Source organism: Burkholderia sp. IMCC1007, assembly GCF_027257875.1.
Classification (GTDB): Bacteria; Pseudomonadota; Gammaproteobacteria; order Burkholderiales; family Burkholderiaceae; genus Burkholderia.
Genome location: NZ_JAPVQY010000002.1, coordinates 117,823 through 136,146, shown reverse-complemented (window position 1 = coordinate 136,146; position 18,324 = coordinate 117,823). Strand labels below are relative to the sequence as shown.

Annotated in this window: 14 protein-coding genes and 1 pseudogene; 12 read left to right on the top strand and 3 right to left on the bottom strand. The window is 59.9% G+C overall.

What is annotated here, in order from left to right:
* The first annotated feature begins 132 nt into the window (after positions 1-132).
* The 7 genes from O1Q03_RS40085 (at position 133) to O1Q03_RS03095 (ending at position 7,701) form a co-directional block, all read left to right on the top strand.
* Entirely contained in the window at positions 133-534 is a 402-nt protein-coding gene (locus O1Q03_RS40085) for a DUF6283 family protein (RefSeq protein WP_124455045.1), read from the top strand.
* A gap of 638 nt (positions 535-1,172) precedes the next feature.
* On the top strand, positions 1,173-2,318 hold the full coding sequence (locus O1Q03_RS03120) for a branched-chain amino acid ABC transporter substrate-binding protein (RefSeq protein ID WP_269501651.1): 1,146 nt from the start codon (positions 1,173-1,175) through the stop codon (positions 2,316-2,318).
* A gap of 78 nt (positions 2,319-2,396) precedes the next feature.
* Complete coding sequence (locus O1Q03_RS03115) at positions 2,397-3,302, top strand: branched-chain amino acid ABC transporter permease (RefSeq protein WP_269501650.1); 906 nt, start codon at positions 2,397-2,399, stop codon at positions 3,300-3,302.
* Positions 3,303-3,312: 10 nt separating this feature from the next.
* Positions 3,313-4,317, top strand: a complete 1,005-nt coding sequence (locus O1Q03_RS03110; RefSeq protein WP_269501649.1) for a branched-chain amino acid ABC transporter permease — start codon at positions 3,313-3,315, stop codon at positions 4,315-4,317.
* On the top strand, positions 4,314-5,150 hold the full coding sequence (locus O1Q03_RS03105) for an ABC transporter ATP-binding protein (RefSeq protein WP_269501648.1): 837 nt from the start codon (positions 4,314-4,316) through the stop codon (positions 5,148-5,150). The genes O1Q03_RS03110 and O1Q03_RS03105 overlap by 4 nt, the downstream gene beginning before the upstream one ends.
* Before the next feature lie 2 nt (positions 5,151-5,152).
* Positions 5,153-5,854, top strand: coding sequence for an ABC transporter ATP-binding protein (locus tag O1Q03_RS03100; RefSeq protein WP_269501736.1), 702 nt, complete (start codon positions 5,153-5,155; stop codon positions 5,852-5,854).
* Positions 5,855-6,036: 182 nt separating this feature from the next.
* A complete protein-coding gene (locus tag O1Q03_RS03095) occupies positions 6,037-7,701 on the top strand; it encodes an FAD-binding protein (protein ID WP_269501646.1) in 1,665 nt (554 codons plus the stop codon).
* Between the two features lie 133 nt (positions 7,702-7,834).
* On the opposite strand, the gene O1Q03_RS03090 is transcribed toward O1Q03_RS03095, so the two are convergent.
* A complete protein-coding gene (locus tag O1Q03_RS03090; protein WP_269501645.1) occupies positions 7,835-8,779 on the bottom strand; it encodes a LysR family transcriptional regulator in 945 nt (314 codons plus the stop codon).
* Between the two features lie 221 nt (positions 8,780-9,000).
* Here O1Q03_RS03090 and O1Q03_RS03085 point away from each other — a divergent pair, with 221 nt between their 5' ends.
* The 3 genes and pseudogenes from O1Q03_RS03085 to O1Q03_RS03075 form a co-directional block, all read left to right on the top strand.
* Positions 9,001-10,305: an MFS transporter gene (locus O1Q03_RS03085; RefSeq protein ID WP_269501644.1), complete on the top strand. Its 1,305-nt coding sequence runs from the start codon at positions 9,001-9,003 to the stop codon at positions 10,303-10,305.
* 463 nt (positions 10,306-10,768) lie between these two features.
* Positions 10,769-14,272, top strand: a complete 3,504-nt coding sequence (locus O1Q03_RS03080) for an indolepyruvate ferredoxin oxidoreductase family protein (RefSeq protein WP_442865732.1) — start codon at positions 10,769-10,771, stop codon at positions 14,270-14,272.
* 20 nt (positions 14,273-14,292) lie between these two features.
* Positions 14,293-14,415, top strand: a pseudogene (locus O1Q03_RS03075) (acetyl-CoA C-acyltransferase); the annotation flags it as partial.
* A gap of 50 nt (positions 14,416-14,465) precedes the next feature.
* Here the strand turns inward: O1Q03_RS03075 and O1Q03_RS03070 are convergent.
* Positions 14,466-15,188, bottom strand: a complete 723-nt coding sequence (locus tag O1Q03_RS03070; protein ID WP_269501642.1) for a GntR family transcriptional regulator — start codon at positions 15,186-15,188, stop codon at positions 14,466-14,468.
* Between the two features lie 273 nt (positions 15,189-15,461).
* Positions 15,462-16,703 carry a D-amino acid dehydrogenase gene (locus O1Q03_RS03065; RefSeq protein WP_269501640.1) on the bottom strand — a complete coding sequence of 414 codons (1,242 nt, stop codon included), beginning with the start codon at positions 16,701-16,703 and terminating at the stop codon, positions 15,462-15,464.
* Positions 16,704-16,952: 249 nt separating this feature from the next.
* Between O1Q03_RS03065 and O1Q03_RS03060 the strand changes: the two genes are divergently transcribed.
* A complete protein-coding gene (locus O1Q03_RS03060) occupies positions 16,953-17,300 on the top strand; it encodes a RidA family protein (RefSeq protein ID WP_269501639.1) in 348 nt (115 codons plus the stop codon).
* 68 nt (positions 17,301-17,368) lie between these two features.
* Positions 17,369-18,154 carry a maleate cis-trans isomerase family protein gene (locus O1Q03_RS03055; RefSeq protein ID WP_269501638.1) on the top strand — a complete coding sequence of 262 codons (786 nt, stop codon included), beginning with the start codon at positions 17,369-17,371 and terminating at the stop codon, positions 18,152-18,154.
* Positions 18,155-18,324 lie beyond the last annotated feature (170 nt).

The following is an 18,324-nucleotide window of genomic DNA, read 5'->3' as shown; positions in this document are numbered from 1 at the left end:
GTGGAACGACTGTAGCCGACCGAGGCGCGAGCAAGAAGCAAAGGCTCAGGAATTGGTTCTGGTGAAGTGCCCACGCGTGGTGTCGGCGTATGCCATCGATGTAGCGGTCGTTTATGACGAAGCCGCCGGATTATGAAAACACCTGGCAAACCATGTGCATCGTGCCCCTGGCGTCGTGCCGCGGGCGCGGCAGATATTCCAAACTTCGATCTCGACCTAGCCGAAAAGCTGGCTGATACGTGCCCTGATCACCGGGGCATGGGACCGGATTTTGGCGCTAGTATGTTTGCGTGTCATCAATCACGGCAAGGGGAGGAATTCGCATGTGCTGGCTGGTTGGCCAAAGTCGGACACTGCCATCCGGCAGTGCGCCTTGCTGTGACTTCTGGTCGGCTTGATCCAGCGGCACTTGAGCCTGGCGTGGACTGGCCGGCACTGCATGAGAGTTATCAGGAAGTGCTGGACAAGTTGCGTGAAACTTCGAATTCCGAGGGCGGGGTCACCGGAGACGAGCGGGTTGTCAAAATCGGCTGATACAACGTCAGCCATTGTTCACCGATGCCACCTCGCGGGATTGCATCACTGTTCGCCAGACTGCCAGTGTTCGGCGTGCCGTTCTCGGATAGTCGGGTGGGCACGCGTTGCGGCAACTGATGGCATCGAAGAGACGAGTAGTTCGGATGCTGCCGACTTCCAACGCTCGCCGGATATGAGGTTTCGTCGCGTCCGCTTTTTAGTGTTTTTTTAGTGTTCGGACTGGGGTAAGGGAAGTTTGGTTTTAGGGGATCGAGCGCAAAGCCTTGCTGGTATTGCCCCGGGACACAGCCACGATTCAAAGTTAAATGAATTGTGAAGTCAGTACGCGCCGGATGCCAGTCCCCGCCGAGCAGTCCACAGGCTCGGGAACGAACCGGGATAGCCGCTCCAGGATGGGGGAAAAACATTATTTGCGCTCAAAAACTGTCGATGATAGTGTCGACACTTGTGTGGGCGATCGGCTTGCTTTCACACACGGGGAAGATCCCTGCACGAGAGCGTCATCCAGATGGGTCCGTTGCGGGGAGCGGCGCCAGGGAGAAGTCATTCAGACAGCCGCTCGAGTGCGCTGACCTGCGGACGCAGGCAGAGCGGAGATCGCACGACTGTCGCTTCATTAAATTCGGAGAATTGGCATGAGCACTGCTCGTCTGAAATGTGTAGTTTTCGGTGTCGCGGTCACGGCGATGTCCTCGACGTTTGCCCAGTCGACGATCAAGATCGGCGTTCAGGCGCCGATCACCGGTGAGTACGCTGCCGAAGGTCAGGGCATCGCCAACGCGGTCAAGCTGATCGCTACGCAAGTCAATGCCGCTGGCGGGACGCTCGGGCGCAAGATCGAAATCGTTACCTGCGATGACGAGGGCAAAGCGGCGCAGGCGGCGATCTGCGCACGCAAGCTCGTCAACGACGGTGTGCTGGCAGTGATCGGGAGCTACACCAGTGGAGCGACACTCGCTGCTGCACCGATCTACACGGCGGCGAACGTGATCGTCACGTCCGACGCGAGCACGGACGATCTCACCCAGCGCGGCTACAAGACATTCTTCCGCAATGCGCCGCCGAACTACGCGGAAGCGGCCTTCACGGCGGAATATCTCGTGAAGCACAAGAAGTACAAGCGGATCGCAGTGCTGTCGGATCACTCGAGCTTTTCAAGCGGCCTGGGTGCGGGTGTCGCCAAGGCGGTCAAGGACAACAACGGCAACGTGATCTTCAGCGGCTTCATCACGGCGGGTAGTCAGGATTACACGCCCATCCTGACCAAGATCAAGTCCGAGAATCCCGATGTCCTCTATTTCTCGGGGTATTACTCGGACGGCGGCCTGATTCGCGCGCAGATGGTGCAGTTAGGCCTATCTGCGCCGTTCGTCGGTGGCGACGCAAACCAGAACACATCGTTTGCGAAGATTGCGGGCAAGGCGTCGGAAGGCGCCATAATAATCGGTACTCCTGAACCGGAGAGCCTGCCTTACCCGCTGGCCAAAGAATTCCTGGCCCAATACAAGAAGGCTTATAACGCGACGCCGCCCAGCATCTACACGTTCTCGAATGCTGACGGTATGCGTATTGTGCTGGCGGCGGTGACGGCCACGAAGAGTACCGATCCGTCGAAGCTGATCGACTGGATGCACAACATGAAGACGTTTGACGGTCTGACCGGCACCTTCGGCTTCGACAGCAAGGGCGAACGCGTTGGAAGCCCGTTTGCAGCCGCCGAGATCAACGCGTCCGCGCAGTATCGGACCGTCTATCCACTCGATCAAAACGCCAAGAACTAAGCTCGGCCGCCACGTTCGACTACCGAGGATGTGGCGGTGCTTTCCTGATGGCGGCTCGACGTTTCTGGAAACGACATTATGGATTTCATCTGGCAGCAAGCTGTCAACGGCCTGACCATAGGCGGAATCTATGCGCTGATTGCGCTTGGATACACGATGGTTTATGGCGTGATGCGGCTGATCAACTTCGCGCATGGTGACCTTTGCGTGATGGGCGCGTTCATCGGTCTAACCTTGCTCGGCGGCGGCGTTCTTGGTGGACTGGGCAGCCCGATCGTTTTGCTGATCCTGGCCTTTGTTATCGCGGTCATCGTGGTTGCCGTCTCCGGCACCTTGCTCGAACGTATCGCATATCGACCGCTGCGAAACGCCAATCGGCTGTCACCGATGGTGTCCGCGCTCGGCGCATCCATGCTGATTGAAAACGGCATGATGCTCATCTGGGGGCCGAACGTGAGGGTATTTCCCGCCGACGTGCTGCCGGAAACGCGTTGGCTCGTCGGAGGCGCTTCGATCAGCGCCGTACAAGTGCTGATCATCGCGGGCGCATTCCTGCTGATGCTCGCTCTCCACATTTTCGTCAATCACACGCGGCTCGGCACGGCAATTCGCGCGGCAGCGATCGATCAGGACGCGGCGAAACTGATGGGCATCAACGTGAACCGCGTCATCAGTCTCGTGTTTCTCATCGGCCCCGCGCTCGGTGCGGTGGGCGGGCTCTTCATCGGCCTCTACTATCGCCAGGCCTATTTCACGATGGGATGGTCGTATGGATTGAACGCGTTCATCGCGGCGATTATCGGCGGTATCGGCAACATCCCGGGCGCGATGCTCGGTGGACTATTGCTCGGCCTCGTCAATGCATTCGGTGCCGGCTACATATCCAGTTCCTGGCAGGATGCCATCACGTTCGGATTGCTGATCATGATTCTGATCGTCAGGCCATCCGGTTTGCTCGGTGAACGCGTGGCAAACAAGGTGTGAGGAAATCACGATGCAACAAGATAGCAAGACTGTAATGGTTCCCGGGGCGAGTCCGGCCGCAGATCGTGCATGGACGAATAGCCCCGGAATCCGGTCGGCAAAAGGACCGGTGATCGGCACAACCCTGTGGGCGATCGGCCTGCTGATCCCGGTGTTTCTGTCGCCGTCGTGGATCACGATCGGTGGCGTTTTCGCCGTGTATGCGATGGTTGCGCTGTCGCAGGATATTGTGTTGGGAAGAGCCGGAATGTATGACATGGGCCACACGGTCTACTTCGGCATCGGCGCATACGTTACCGCGGTATTGAACGTGACGTACGGGTGGTCGGTATTCGCGACGATTCCGTTTTCCATAGCGGCGGCTGCGCTCGTCGCGGCGGTGCTTTCCGCGCCGATCGTAAGACTGAGAGGCGACTATTTACTGCTCGTCACGCTTGGATTGAACGCGATCTTCGTACTCGCTCTCAAGAACGATCCCATCGGAATGACGGGCGGAGCCGACGGCATCTTTGGTGTCGTGCCGCCGACCGTCATGGGCTATTCGCTGTCCAGTCAAACGGCGATCTTCTATCTGAGCTGGATCGCGCTGGCGATCGTCCTTCTGCTTGTGATCAACCTCGACCGTTCGGCACTGGGCCGCGCGTTTCGGTATCTGAAGCATGACGAACTGGCAGCAGTGACCGTCGGCGTGCGTGCACGCTGGTACAAGACCGGTGCTTTCTCACTGGCCGCGGCGATCGCGGGGTTCGCCGGATCGTTCTTTGCAATGCAGTTGTCCGGTGTGAGTCCTGGCTCGTTCCAGTTCGCCGACTCGGTTACGCTCTTCGCGATCGTGATCGTCGGTGGGCAGGCGTCCATACCGGGCGTTCTGCTCGGCACTGCATTGATGTTCGTTGTGCCGCAAGTGTTCCTGGGGCTTGCGCAATACCGTTACCTTGTCTTTGGTGCCGCGATGATCGCAGTAATGGTCGCGCGTCCCCAAGGCATCTGGCCCAGCCGGCGAGGCGCAAAATGAATATGCCGATTCACGCGGAACGGGAGACGCCCGAAGAGATCCTCGTGCTCGACAAGGTGGGGATCAGTTTCGGCGGTCTGCGCGCAGTGGACAACCTGAGCTTCAGGATTCGGCGCGGTGAAGTCGTCGGACTGATCGGTCCGAACGGCGCCGGAAAAACCACGGTCTTCAATCTGATCACGAGCATCTACACGCCGACTGATGGCGACGTCAAATGGAAGGGCATGCGCATTTCCGGGCAGAGTCCCGACAGAATCGCTGCGCTGGGGATTCGGCGCACGTTCCAGTCCGTGCGTCTCTTCTCGGATATGACCGTACTCGAGAATGTGGCGGCGGGGGCGCACCTGTCGGTCAAGCAGCGTTGGTGGCAGGGATTGCTGAACACCCCGGCGCAGCGCTCGGAAGAACGGCAATTGAAAGAGCGTGCATACGCGATGCTCGAGCGCATGAACCTGACCAGGGTGGCACTGGAAAACGCAACGTCGTTGCCGTATGGCACGCAGCGGCGGATCGAGCTGGCTCGCACGCTGATCGCCAACCCGGAGCTGATCATTTTGGATGAGCCCGCAGCAGGCCTGAACGACAACGAGTCGGCCGAACTCAACGAGAGCATCCGCTCTATTCAGAAGGACGGGATTGCGGTGTTGCTGGTCGAGCACGACATGAACGTCGTAATGGCGGTGACGGACCACATCGTGGTCATCAACTTCGGGAAAAAGATTGCCGAGGGGGCACCCGACGAGATTCGGTCGAATCCTCAGGTGATCGAAGCCTATCTTGGTCAGGACGACGATGTACCGGTTGCGGAAAATTCGACAGGAGCGGTGCGATGAGCTTGCTAACAGTCAAGGACCTCCGCGTGAACTACGGACAGATCGAAGCGCTGAAGGGCGTTTCCCTGCACGTGGAGCGCGGGGAAGTCGTCGCCATTCTGGGTGCGAACGGAGCGGGTAAAACGACGCTGATGCGGGCGCTCAGCGGGTTGCTGAAGCCTCGATCCGGGCAGCTTCAGTTCGATGGTGAGGACATCACGAAAGCGCCTGCAGACCGCATTGTGCGGCTGGGTATCGGTCAGTCTCCGGAAGGACGCAGAGTGTTCGGCACGCTCTCGGTCACGGAAAATCTACGACTCGGTGGTTTCACGAGGCCGGCCCGGGAGATCGCCGAAAGCATGGACTTCGTGTATGGCATCTTCCCCCGACTGTACGAGCGCAGGACGCAGCTGACCGGCACGCTTTCGGGTGGAGAGCAGCAGATGGTCGCGATTGGCAGGGCGCTGATCAGCAAGCCAAAGCTGCTTCTTCTCGATGAGCCGAGTCTTGGTCTCGCGCCGATCATCATCAAGGAAATCTTCTCCGTGCTCGGCAGGGTGCGAGATACCGGGGTGACGATCCTGCTGGTCGAGCAGAACGCCCGCACGGCTTTGAAGCTTGCGGATCGCGGCTATGTCCTCGAGGTCGGCCGTTGCGTGCACGAAGCGCCCGCAACTCAACTGTTAGCCTCCCCGGAAATCCAGGCGGCATACCTCGGAGCATAGCGAGCCGATCGTCCGCGATCTGTTGCAACTTTTTCGGTACGCACTTGTGAATCATCGATGTGCGCGCTTGATCGGAATCAGACTCGCGAGCCGGTCACGAAGCAGAACGAGCACGCCAGTCGCTTCGATTGCTGTCGCGACGTGAACGTCCGGATGTGGGTCCTAAAAAACGAGATATTGATATGAACGGTTTGCAGAACTGGGACGAGTCTTACGACGTGCTCGTAGTCGGCTCGGGATCGGCAGCCCTCTCGGCGGCGCTGCGTGCAAGCGTGGGTGGACTGCGAGTCAAGGTCATCGAGAAAAGCGCGTTCATCGGTGGCACGAGCGCGATGTCCGGTTCGGGAACCTGGATCCCTGCCAATCATCACGCGGCGGCAGCGGGCCTGAAAGACTCTCGCGAGGAAGCGCTGCAATATCTGCGCGCTTCAGGTCCGCAAGGCTGGCGTGATACGGAAGATCATTTGTGGAAAGCCTTCGCGTACGCTGCACCGCCTGCGTTGAAGTTCATCGAGTCGAATACGCCGCTGGAATTCCGGCTGACCGAAGAGCCGGATATTGTGCCGGAGCTGAACGGGGGCAAGTCGAAGGGGCGCATGCTGTCGCCCAAGCCGCTGAGCAAATGGATCGTCGGACGGTACGCTGGCAAGATACGGACGTCGACGCTGCCTCACTTGTTCACGTATCAGGAAGTGTATGACGGGGATCTCTATCACCATCCCGTGCGGGCGGCCGTTCGCGTGCTTCCGCGCCTGATCTGGCGCCTGATCACCCGCAGCCGTGCGCAGGGAAGTGCTCTGATCACCGGTCTGCTGAAGGGTTGCCTCGAGCATGGATGCAAGATCGAATTGGGCGCGCGCGTGATGCAGCTTCTCCCGGGCGCTAACGGGCGGATCGAAGGTCTGGAACTTGAAGCGGGCGGGAATCGCAAGCGTTATCGTGCTACGGCCGGTGTCGTCATTGCGTCTGGCGGTTTCGAATGGAACCAGGAAATGCTCGACCTGTATTTCCCGGGCAAGCTCGACTGGCTGGGCAGCCCTCGGACCAACGAGGGGGACGGGCAACGCATGGTGGCCGCGGTCGGTGGAAGGCTGTCCCACATGGATCAAGCGAACGTGTATCCGGCAATTCCGACCCGCTACGAGGGTAAGCCCCACGGCCTGCCAATGATTTTCCAGGCAGAAAAGCATGCCATTGTTGTCAACAGTTCCGCGAAGCGGTTCGTAAGCGAGTACGACTTCAACATCGGCGTCGAGGTCGACCGTCGCGATCCGAAAACCGGCCAACCGGTTCATTTGCCGGCATGGGTGATCGCCGATAGCCGTCTGCTCGACGATGCACCGCCTCTGGCGTTCTACGCCGGCCGCAGCCGCGGCTGGCTCGTCAAGGCAAACACGATCGCGGAGCTTGCGTCGAAGATCGGGTTGCCGTCCGAAGCATTGGAAGCGACGATCGCACGGTACAACGGATTCTGCCGTGACGGTAAAGATCATGATTTCCGCCGGGGAGAAAGCGAGTGGGAGCAATTCAAGACCGGCGGCCTTGGCGAAGCGTTGGGTGCGATCGATCGGCCTCCGTACGTCGCGGCGCCATTCAATCGTTCGATACTCGGGACCAAAGGCGGCGCGCAGACGAACGAATTCGGACAGGTGCTGCGCGAGGACGGTACGGTCATTCCTGGCCTGTACGCTGCGGGTTTGTGCATGTCCAACCCTATCGGCACATTTGCAATCGGCCCAGGAACGACGATTGGCCCGAACCTCACCTGGGGCTTCATCTGCGGCGAGTCTCTCGTCAATGAGACACGCGAAATGGGCGTCAGCAAGAACGGAACAGCGTTCGCGTGAGCCCCTCTGGTCGGGCGATCGTCGAAGTCGCTTGCCGCGACCGGCGCCGGTTCCCGGTTTCGGACGAAGAACCTGAAGACAGGGGCGGCAACGGGCGGTGTTGCTTCAAGCCTGATGCAGTGCCGCCGTCTTCTCATCGGGGTGCCACGGCGTCTGGTAACGCTCGCGTCAGAGCCTTGATGAGCAATTGCGCGCCGGGCGAAACGGGCGCGCCCTGTCGTGTCACGAGCTCGTATGGTTCGCTGCGAGATGTCACGGATAGTGCGAGCTTGCACGCCCATCCTTGTCCTGTACAGAAGTTCGCCACGGCGACAGGCAACATCGCGACGAATTCCGGATTGGTTTGCAGGAGCGACATCGTCATGAACGCAGAGGTGGTCTCGACGAGATGGACGGGCATCCGAACTCCCGCGTCCTGGAATTCCCGCTCGAGAAGGCGGCGAATTGGCATGTTGGCGCGGTAGACCACCCAATGCGCACCTTCGAGATCCGCTAGCGTCAGCTGCTCCGCTTGCGCAAGGCGGTGCCCCGTGCTCGCGATGACGGCCAGGGTTTCCTCCTGGACCACCGTGCTCGCGTACAGCTCTGGCGAGCGGCTGACGCTCGTTCTGCACAGCGCCAGGTCGATTCGGCCCTCATCCAGTAGACCCAGCAGTGTCGCGCTGGTGTCTTCGAGTACCTCGACGGAGATCTGCGGTTGCTCCGCCAGCAGGTAGTTGACGGCGTCGGTCAGAAATGGAACCGCACCCATGATGGTTCCGGCCGACACGCGGCCGCCGTAGCCGCGGAGAACGTCGAGCAGCTCGTCGCGCAGATGTCCCATATCCGACTGGAACAGGCGTGCGTAGCGAATCACGCAGTGACCGGCCGCATTGGGCTCGAGGCCGCGATTGGTGCGGACGAACAGCTCGACCCCGAAGATGGACTCGATTTCGCGCAGTGCCTTGCTCGCGCCGGGCTGCGACATGGACACCTCGCGTGCCGCATTCAGGAGCGAGCCGTGGTCGCCCAAGGCTGCAAGCAACCGAAGCTGCTTTGCATGCAGGCGTCCGATTATCGAATTGAGCGACGGAATCATCTGGGTTGCCTTGCAGCTATACCGCTATCCCGAAGTTTCATTATTCAACGGGCGACGGGTTTTCTTATACTGAACGAGTGCATTCATCAGTGTACACACGCTGGAGCCGTTTTCGAGGCCGGACGCGTTGAATCAACACACTGGGATGCTGCGCGATGAGCCGCGCAGACATCCCTGGTATCCGCCAGCAACGACTGTCGGAGCCGCACCGGAGACAGTTGATGACCCCCAAGACACGCCGTTTGCAGCGGATTCAGACACTTGCCGTCACTTTCCTCGTGATGGCAGGCCTCGTGAACTATCTCGACCGGAGTACGCTCTCGATCGCGAACCGGTCCATCGCGCATGAACTGAACCTCTCTGCGACGCAGATGGGACTGCTGCTCTCCGCATTCTCGCTTGCCTACGCATTTTCACAGCTTCCCGTCGGAGCGATGCTCGACCGCTTTGGCGCACGTATGATGCTGGGCCTGGGGATGTTCGCGTGGTCCTGTGCCCAGATCGCCGGCGGCCTTGTTACCACGTTCCAACAATTCTTCATTGCTCGAATCTTTCTCGGTATCGGGGAAGCCCCGCAATTCCCTGCAGGCGCCAAGGTCATCAGCGAGTGGTTCAACGCTCGCGAGCGCGGCGGGCCGACGGGAATCTTCACTGCATCGTCGACCATCGCGCCGATGCTTGCGCCTCCGCTTCTTACGTTCCTGATGCTCGGGTTCGGCTGGCGCATCATGTTTATCGTCATGGGCGCCGTTGGCGTGGCCGTATCCATCGGCTGGTACCTCATTTATCGGAACCGCGAGGAGCGGCAGATGGAACCGGAAGAACTCCGGCACCTCTCCGAAGGTGAAGAAGGGCATGCAGATAACGCGAAGGTGAGCTTTGCCGAATGGCGGGGACTTTTCGCCAAGCGCACCACGTGGGGAATGATTCTTGGCTTCATGGGCGTCATCTACATGTTCTGGCTCTACCTGACCTGGCTTCCGGCGTACCTCGAGCATGAACGACATTTGAGTATCGCGAAGACCGGCTGGCTGGTTTCCATTCCGTATGCATTCGGCACGCTGGGCGTTTGCATCAGCGGCTTCCTCGCCGATTGGCTGGTTCGAAAGGGCATGGCGCCCGTGAACAGCCGAAAGTGGCCGATTTGCGTGGGACTTTTCGGCGCGGCCGCTTTCACGGTTCCGGCGGCATTTACGCCCAGCACTTCGCTTGCGATCGCATACATCTGCGGTGCCATGTTCTTCGTCAACCTGGCAAGTGGAGGCGCCTGGGCGCTGGTCAGCGTGGCGGCGCCCCGTAGGCTTGTGGCGTCCCTCGGCAGCATGCAGAACTTCGGCGGATACCTCGGCGGTTCGCTTGCGCCGTTGATTACCGGCGTGGTTGTCGACCGGACGCAGTCGTTTGTCGTCGCGCTACTTATCAGTGCGGCTGTGGCGGTCGTCGCGGCATTGATTTATCTGTTCCTCGTTTCCTCGCCGATCAGTTCTCGAGAGCTGAATTCGTCGAGCGCGCAGGAAGCCTTCTGAGCGGCATGTGGTCTTCATCGACAGACAGGTTTGGGAGGCAAGACATGTCGGATTCCTTTTCATTGAGCACGGAAATGGCCGAACGCAGGAGTGGAGGCGCGCGCGTACGCGCACCCTCGGCTCTGTTTCATTGCAGCAGCCATGCTTGTCGCGTCCATTCTGATTCTTTTCGGGGTTGCGCTCACCTATCCGTCACGCGGCTCGGTCAGCGTGCAGTCCTTCGATGAACGAGATGGTCGCATGACGGGCCGGGTTTGAAGGAAGGCGCCTGCGGAATTCCCGGCAATGATGTTTTTTTGAACTGTCGACACTTGTGTAGAATAAATGCTGGCACGAAGATGACTCGGCGACGGCTATGGCTGGTTCAGGTCCGTCAAAGTGACCACGGTGCCCCGTTTCCAGGAGACGTGAATGAAGAAGGTTGAGAACAGGATGGATTCGGTAGCGGAACCGGAAACAAGGAATGCGAAGGCTTTGCCTCGAAGGAGCAATCGTGACGCTGCGTAAAGTAACGCTCGACGACAAATTCACGCTCGACGAAGGGCGCATTTTCCTGACAGGCGTTCAGGCGCTTGTCAGGCTGCCCATCATGCAACATCGCCGTGACAAGGCTAACGGCCTGAACACGGCCGGATACATCTCGGGATACCGCGGCTCGCCGCTCGGCACCTACGATGCTGAACTAGGCAAAGCGAAGAAGTTTCTCAGCGAAGCCAATGTCGTGTTCGTTCCGGGCGTGAACGAGGACCTCGCGGCTTCAGCGGTGTGGGGTAGCCAGCAGGCCGAGTTGAGCGGCGAAGGCCGATACGACGGCGTTTTCGGCATCTGGTACGGCAAAGGGCCGGGAGTCGACCGAAGCGGTGATGCCTTCCGCCACGCAAACCTGGCGGGCAGCTCGAAGCATGGTGGCGTGCTGCTGTTGATGGGCGATGACCACACCTGCGAGTCGTCCACGACCTGCCACCAGTCCGAGTTCGCGCTGGTCGATGCGGCAATTCCGATTTTGAGCCCAAGCGGCGTGCAGGAAATTCTGGACTACGGTCTGTATGGCTGGGCATTGTCCCGGTACTCAGGGTGCTGGGTTGGGCTCAAGTGTGTCAAGGACACGGCGGACGCGTCGGCAGCGATCGAAGTGGACCTGAATCGCGTGACTCCGGTGCTTCCAGAGGGCGTGCCGATGCCGGCGGGCGGTCTCAATGTCCGTCAACCGGACACGCCGCAAGAACAGGAATTCCGCCTGCACAACTACAAGCTCGACGCTGTTCGCGCTTTCGTTCGCGCCAACGGTCTCGACCGCGTGACGCTGGGCCAACCGGGTGCGCGTATTGGCATCGTGACGCACGGCAAGAGCTATCTGGACCTCATGCAAGCCATCGACGACCTCGAGATTTCCGAGGCTGAACTCGAGTCGATGGGTGTGGCCATTTACAAGGTCGCGTGTACGTGGCCTCTCGAACCCGAAGGGCTCCGCGAGTTTGCCGTCGGCCTCGACTTGCTGATGGTCGTCGAGGAAAAGCGCAGCCTGCTGGAATCCCAGATCAAGGACGTCCTGTATCGGACGCCCAATGCGCCACTCGTCATCGGCAAGCAGGACGAGCAGGGCAACAAGCTGTTCCCTGTAGAGATGTCGTTGAATTCCATCCAGGTTGCTATCGCGCTGGGACAACGGCTCGAGCGCAGCACAGGCGACAAACGCATCGCAGAACGCGTTTCCTTTCTCACGGAGTTGAGCCGTGTCGAATTCGCGCCCGAGGCGATGCTGCGCAGCTTCTACTTCTGCAGCGGGTGCCCGCACAATTCGTCGACTGTCATCCCGGAAGGCAGCAACGCATACGCCGGTATCGGGTGCAGCTGGATGGCGCAGACGATGGATCGCAACACGCTCGGTTACACGCAGATGGGCGCCGAAGGTATGACATGGGTCGGAGAGGCTCCGTTCTCCAAGCGGCAGCACATGTTCCAGAACATGGGCGATGGCACGTATTTTCACTCGGGGCTGCTGGCCGTCCGTGCCGCCGTGGCAGCAAAAACCAATATCACGTTCAAGATTCTCTACAACGACGCAGTGGCAATGACCGGTGGTCAGCGCCACGACGGCACCCTCGATCCGATGACCATCACGACGCAGGTCCGTGCGGAAGGCGTGAATCGGATTGCCGTCGTGACCGACGACCCCGGCAAGTATCCAGCCGATGCCGGCTGGGCGAAAGGTGTCACGATTCATCATCGATCAGAACTGCAGAAGGTGCAGGAAGAACTTCGCGACATCCCGGGGGTGACGGCGCTCGTCTACGACCAGACCTGTGCCGCGGAGAAGCGTCGGCGTCGCAAGCGCAAGCAGTTCCCCGATCCACCGAAGCGCCTGGTCATCAACGACCTCGTCTGCGAGGGCTGCGGCGACTGCGGCGTCAAATCGAACTGCGTGTCCCTTTTGCCGCTCGAAACAGAATTTGGCCGCAAGCGCGAAATCGATCAGTCTGCGTGCAACAAGGATTACTCGTGCAACAACGGCTTCTGCCCGAGCTTCGTCACCGTGCATGGCGGCAGCATGCGCAAGGACGGAGCCGTCAAACCGAACGTCGACTTGTTCCCGGCCCTGGTCGAGCCGCAACTTCCGTCTCTCGACCATGGCGTGTATTCCATTATCGTGACCGGCGTGGGCGGCACGGGTGTCGTGACGATCGGTGCAATCTTGGGCATGGCCGCGCATCTTGAAGGCAAAGGTTGCGGGATTCTGGACATGGCGGGTCTCGCCCAAAAGGGCGGCTCCGTGTGGTCGCACCTTCGATTCGGCAAGCGTCCGGCGGATATCAAGGCGATCCGGATTGCAGCGGGCGGAGCCGATGCCGTTCTCGGCTGCGACATGGTCGTCGCGGCCAGCCGCAAGACGCTCGCTGCGACGCGCAAGGGTTCGACGCGCATGCTCGTGAACACTCACGAAGTCATGACCGGTGAGTTCACGCGTCATCCAGACCTGAAGTTTCCGGCCGCGGAATTGCGCGACGGCATGACGAAAGCCGTCGGCAGCGATCGCGTCGAATTCGTGGATGCGACGAAGTACGCAATCAACCTCTTCGGCGACACGATTGCCGGAAACATGTTCATGCTGGGCTATGCCTATCAGCGAGGCCTCATCCCTGTTGGCTCGAAGGCGATCGATGCAGCCATCGAGTTGAACGGCGCAGGCGTGAAGATGAACAAGGACGCATTCCTCTGGGGCCGGCGTGCTGCGCTGTCGCCGGGTTCTGCCGAGCGCGCATGGATTGCCGCCAAACCGGTTCGTGATTCGCTTCGCCTGTCGACGTCACTCGATGAGCTTGTCGAGCGCAAGGCGAAGTTCTTGACGGGTTACCAAAACGCAGCATATGGAGAGCGCTTCCGAAAGCGGGTGAACCAGATTCGCGACTGGGAGCGTAGCGTCATGCCGAATGAACAGTCGGTCACGCGCGCGGTCGCCAATGGCTACTTCAAGGTTCTTGCCTACAAGGACGAATACGAGGTCGCGCGTTTGCATTCGTCGCCCGAGTTCGTTGAAAGTCTCAAGCAACAGTTCGAAGGCGACTTTCGCATTGCGTTCAACCTGGCGCCGCCATTGTTCGCCAAGCGGGACGAGGTCACGGGCGAGCCACGCAAAAAGGAGTACGGTGCATGGGTTCTGCCTGCATTCCGGTTGCTCGCGAAGCTCAAGATCCTGCGCGGTACGCCGCTCGACATCTTCGGTTACACCGCGGAGCGCAAGATGGAGCGCGATCTGATTTTGCGCTACGAGCAAACCGTCGACGAGATTCTTCGTCATGGCAGCGCGCGCAACTATCGCTTCGTGCTGCGGGCCGCGACGATGGTCGAGAAGCTTCGCGGCTACGGACACGTGAAGGAGCGCAACTTAAAGTCTATCGATGCCGAATGGGCGAGCGCAGTTGCTCAGTTATCCAAACCGTCTGTCATCGAACTGAAGCAGGTTGCCTGACGAATGGCGACGAGGATACGACCGGCGCTATTCTTTCCACCCGCGCTGCTTACCCATTGCAGCGTTCGGGTGGCCGCTATGCGCTCGTTGCCATGTGCATCGGTGGCGGACAACGCATGGCGGCGATCTTCGAAAGGATGTGACGTCTCGGGCTGGGCGCGCGCAGCGTGCCCGCCTCTCAGCGGCCGGTCGACTATTGCGAGAAGAGCCTCACGACCCCGGCGTCTACGACCTTGGCAATCTCTTCCATTCGCCACGTGATATGCGTCTCCGTGAGTTCGCGGCAGCGCTTCGCATCGCGCGCTTCGATGGCGTCAAGAATTTCGAGGTGCTCGGCGAAGGCGTCGTGTCCGCGCTGTTCAAGGTCGATCCAGCGAACGAAGTGTATGCGTGCGTTGATGCCATACATCGTACGGACCATCTCGTTGTTGCCCGACAGGGCGACCAGACGGACGTGGAACTCTTCGTCACGGGACACCAGTTGAGCTGCGGGCGCCTGCGCCTTGCTCTTCATCGTGTCCTTCCAGAACTTCCGCAGTGCCTTCACATCCTTGAGGTCGGCGCGTTCGACGGCAAGTTGCACGGCCGACGCTTCGATGCTGCGGCGAAGCTCGAACAGATCGAAGATGTCTTGACGGTTCAGTTCCCGGACAAAGAAGCCTCGATTGGGGACGAATGTCAACAGGTTTTCAGCGACCAGGCGATTCAGCGCCTCGCGAAGCGGCGTCCGACTGACGTCGAATCTCTCGGACAGTTCCAGCTCGTTGACGCGCTCGCCTGGCCGGATGGTGTACAGAACCGCCATCTGCTTCAGATGCTCGTACAAGTCGTTGACGGTCAGTCCCGCTCGCTTCGGAGCATTGGTCTCTCGGACCCGCGGTTTCGGATCCCGGATGAGAGAAGAGTAGCCTGCCATTGTGAGTTTCCTTCCTGATGCGCGTGGCACCTTAGATGATTCTGAAGACCTGCCACTCCGTCGGAGACGGCAGCTTGACGCGTGTCGGCTCGTCGGGTGCGCCGGCTCCACGGTCGGGCGCTCACTTCCAGGGCGGCTACTTTCTGTTCCGTACAGGCGCGGCCGGGAAGTGTCGGCAACGCTGTATTCTATACCAGCCCCGGAACGGCGTCGGGTGCGCGCCGGGGTCGCCCACGGCCGTCAAAAACTCAACGGATGCAGGCTGCGCGCCGGCTAAGCGAGCAGTCCTTCCATCGAAATTTCCGGCGCGCGCCGCGCTATCAGGTCAGCCGTGATGCGTGCGGACCCATGGGACATGGTCCAGCCGATGTGCCCGTGGCCGGTGTTCAGGAAAAGGTTCGAATATTTCTTTTGTCCGAAGAACGGGAGGTTGTTCGGCGTCATCGGTCGCAATCCCGCCCACATCTCCGCGCGGTCGTAGCTGCCGCCGTCCGGATAGAGTTCTTGCGTAACCCGCTTCATGAACGCGAAGTCCGCGGGCTTGTGCGAAGTATCGTATCCGGCGAACTCCGCGGTCGCCGTGACTCGGATCCTGTCTCCGAAGCGCGAAATGGCGACCAGATTGTGTTCGTCGACGACGGCAACATTTGGCGCGTGAGCATGCGCGTCGATCGGTACGGTCAACGAATAGCCCTTCACGGGATAGATCGGCAAGTGGATTCCAACTTGCCGGGCAACGATCGGGCTGTAACTGCCGAGCGCCAGTACGTACACGTCGCCTTTCAGTACACCCTTGTCTGTTCTAACACCGTCGATCCGGCCGGCGGCGACGTCCAGGCCGCGGATGCTCGTTCCCGTCAGGATGGTTGCGCCCCGGGCGACAATGATGTCGGCAAGCGCGCGCGTGAACTTCGCCGGGTCGCCCGTCTCATCCGTCGGGCAGTAAATGGCACCCGCAATCTCGTCTTTCGCAGAGCGAAGCGAGGGGTCGAGCGATACGACCTCTTCGCGGTTCAGCACTTTGATGATCTGGCCGTCCGACTCGAGGAGTTTCATCTGCGCGACACCACGGTCCAACGCTTCCTGGCTGCGATGGAAGTAGATGATGCCGCGGTCGTTGCGGTCGTACGAAATGCGTTCCGTCGCGATGACGCTCTGCAGCACCGACTGCGAATAGGCTGCCAGTCGATGTTTGAGAAGGGTGTTGCGGCGCGCCTTTTCAGCGCTGCATTCCATCAGGAAAAGCCACGACCACGAATAAAGTCGCGGGTCCGCTGAAAATTTGAATCGCAGGGCCTGGTCCTTCAATAGCAGCGACTTGGCCAGAATCATCGGCGCCTTCGGCGATGACCAAACGAAGGAGTGGCCCGGAGCGACCATTCCTGCGTTTCCCCAACTCGTTTCGCCAGCGACAACGGGTTGCCTGTCCACTACCGTGACATCGTGACCATCTCTTTGAAGCTGATACGCAGTGGTGACTCCAACCACACCGCCGCCGAGCACAATGACCTTCATGGCGTCCTCAATGTGAACCATGGAATGACTTCGGACCGCTGCGGCCGTCTGTGAGTGGGCCGCAGCTTCACCCGGGCTTACTCGCGCCCTAAGTGTCGACACTATTGTATATTAAGATTGGTGAACTTGTGCAACGAGGCGAACCCCCTCCATTGGGATTTTTCCTCAGATATGTCGATAAAAGTGTCGACAGTTGTGTGTGAGATGCGCTAGTCTCGTCACACTTTGACATCAACCGAAGGAGGATTTATGCAGATCAAGCGATACGAGAGCGGCAAGCGGATGAGCATGGCAGTCGTGTACAACGGTTTCGTCTTTGTGGCCGGGCAGGTCGCGGACGATCCGAGTCAAGACGTAAAGGGGCAGACGACGCAGATTCTTGCGAAGATCGACAAATTGCTGGAGCAAGTCGGCTCTGACAAGACGAAGGTTCTGTCGGCAAGCATCTGGATCGCCGACTACACAACATTCAACGAGATGAACGAAGTGTGGGACGCATGGGTGCCCGAGGGCGACGCTCCCGCGCGTGCCTGTGTCGAATCGAAGCTGGCCTTCCCTCAGTACACGGTTGAAATCGGCGTGATCGCCGCAGTCTAATTTCAGGATTCGAGGCAACGGCCTGGACGCTGCAGGTAAGCCGGCCGTCAACGTGAAGAGGCACGAATATGGAAACTCTCGAAGGCGCCGAGCGTTACGCGAAGCTCGATTTCGCCCTTGATGCCGGTATCTGCGACCGCGCCGCAATCGGCCTGGTCGTCCTCGCGACCGACCACACGATCGAGTACGAATGGCGCAAGCTTCTCGCCATCGATGGGGTTGGATTCTATGAAAGTCGCATCGCGAATTCGGCCGACATCACGCCGGAGACACTGAGAGAAATGGACGGCCTGATTGCGCCGGGGGTGGCGGTCATTCGACCCGGCGAGCGGCTCGATGTGGTGGCGTTCGGTTGCACATCTGCATCGATGGTCCTGGGTGAGGACCGCGTCATTGCGCGGATAAAAGAATCCAGGCCGAATGCGGCCTGTACCACGCCCATCACCGCGGCCCGGGTCGCGTTGAACTCGCTTGGCGCGCAGCGTGTCGCGCTTCTGACGCCGTACATGCGAACGATCAACGAATCGATGCGTGACTACCTGTTGAATCGCGGCGTGAACGTCGTCCGGATGGGATCGTTCGAGCACTCGGACGACAACGAGGTCGCGCGTATCGACGCACAGTCGGTTCGCAATGCGATCTTGGCACTCGGTCGACATGACGATGTCGATGCCGTCTTCGTATCTTGTACGTCGTTGCGATTGGCTGACCAGGTTGCGCTCATCGAGCGCGAACTTGGAAAACCGGTGACATCGAGCAATCACGCAATGGCGTGGCACGCTCTGCGCCTCGCGGGCGTGAAAGACGAATTGCCGCAGCTTGGTCGGCTTTTCACCGTTCAGAGCGCATCGTAAAGGCCGAGTCCGCAACGCATGGCCGTCGCTTGCTCGGGCGGCCGCACTTGCGTTGCGCGCCTTCACCCTTAAGTCATTACTTCTCGGATTCCGGGCAATGATCCGGAACTCGACGGCGAGGGGCTGCGCAACAGAAGGAGCGCGCGTGTTGGCGAGCACACAGCCTTGAC

Bases quoted from the DNA above. Each gene is read 5' to 3' on its own strand.
- O1Q03_RS03080 (WP_442865732.1), top strand. From the start codon at position 10,769: ATGCGAAGGCTTTGCCTCGAAGGAGCAATCGTGACGCTGCGTAAAGTA.
- O1Q03_RS03060 (WP_269501639.1), top strand. From the start codon at position 16,953: ATGCAGATCAAGCGATACGAGAGCGGCAAGCGGATGAGCATGGCAGTC.
- O1Q03_RS03120 (WP_269501651.1), top strand. From the start codon at position 1,173: ATGAGCACTGCTCGTCTGAAATGTGTAGTTTTCGGTGTCGCGGTCACG.
- O1Q03_RS03110 (WP_269501649.1), top strand. From the start codon at position 3,313: ATGCAACAAGATAGCAAGACTGTAATGGTTCCCGGGGCGAGTCCGGCC.
- O1Q03_RS03055 (WP_269501638.1), top strand. From the start codon at position 17,369: ATGGAAACTCTCGAAGGCGCCGAGCGTTACGCGAAGCTCGATTTCGCC.
- O1Q03_RS03095 (WP_269501646.1), top strand. From the start codon at position 6,037: ATGAACGGTTTGCAGAACTGGGACGAGTCTTACGACGTGCTCGTAGTC.
- O1Q03_RS03090 (WP_269501645.1), bottom strand. From the start codon at position 8,779: ATGATTCCGTCGCTCAATTCGATAATCGGACGCCTGCATGCAAAGCAG.
- O1Q03_RS03085 (WP_269501644.1), top strand. From the start codon at position 9,001: ATGACCCCCAAGACACGCCGTTTGCAGCGGATTCAGACACTTGCCGTC.
- O1Q03_RS40085 (WP_124455045.1), top strand. From the start codon at position 133: ATGAAAACACCTGGCAAACCATGTGCATCGTGCCCCTGGCGTCGTGCC.
- O1Q03_RS03105 (WP_269501648.1), top strand. From the start codon at position 4,314: ATGAATATGCCGATTCACGCGGAACGGGAGACGCCCGAAGAGATCCTC.
- O1Q03_RS03070 (WP_269501642.1), bottom strand. From the start codon at position 15,188: ATGGCAGGCTACTCTTCTCTCATCCGGGATCCGAAACCGCGGGTCCGA.
- O1Q03_RS03065 (WP_269501640.1), bottom strand. From the start codon at position 16,703: ATGAAGGTCATTGTGCTCGGCGGCGGTGTGGTTGGAGTCACCACTGCG.
- O1Q03_RS03115 (WP_269501650.1), top strand. From the start codon at position 2,397: ATGGATTTCATCTGGCAGCAAGCTGTCAACGGCCTGACCATAGGCGGA.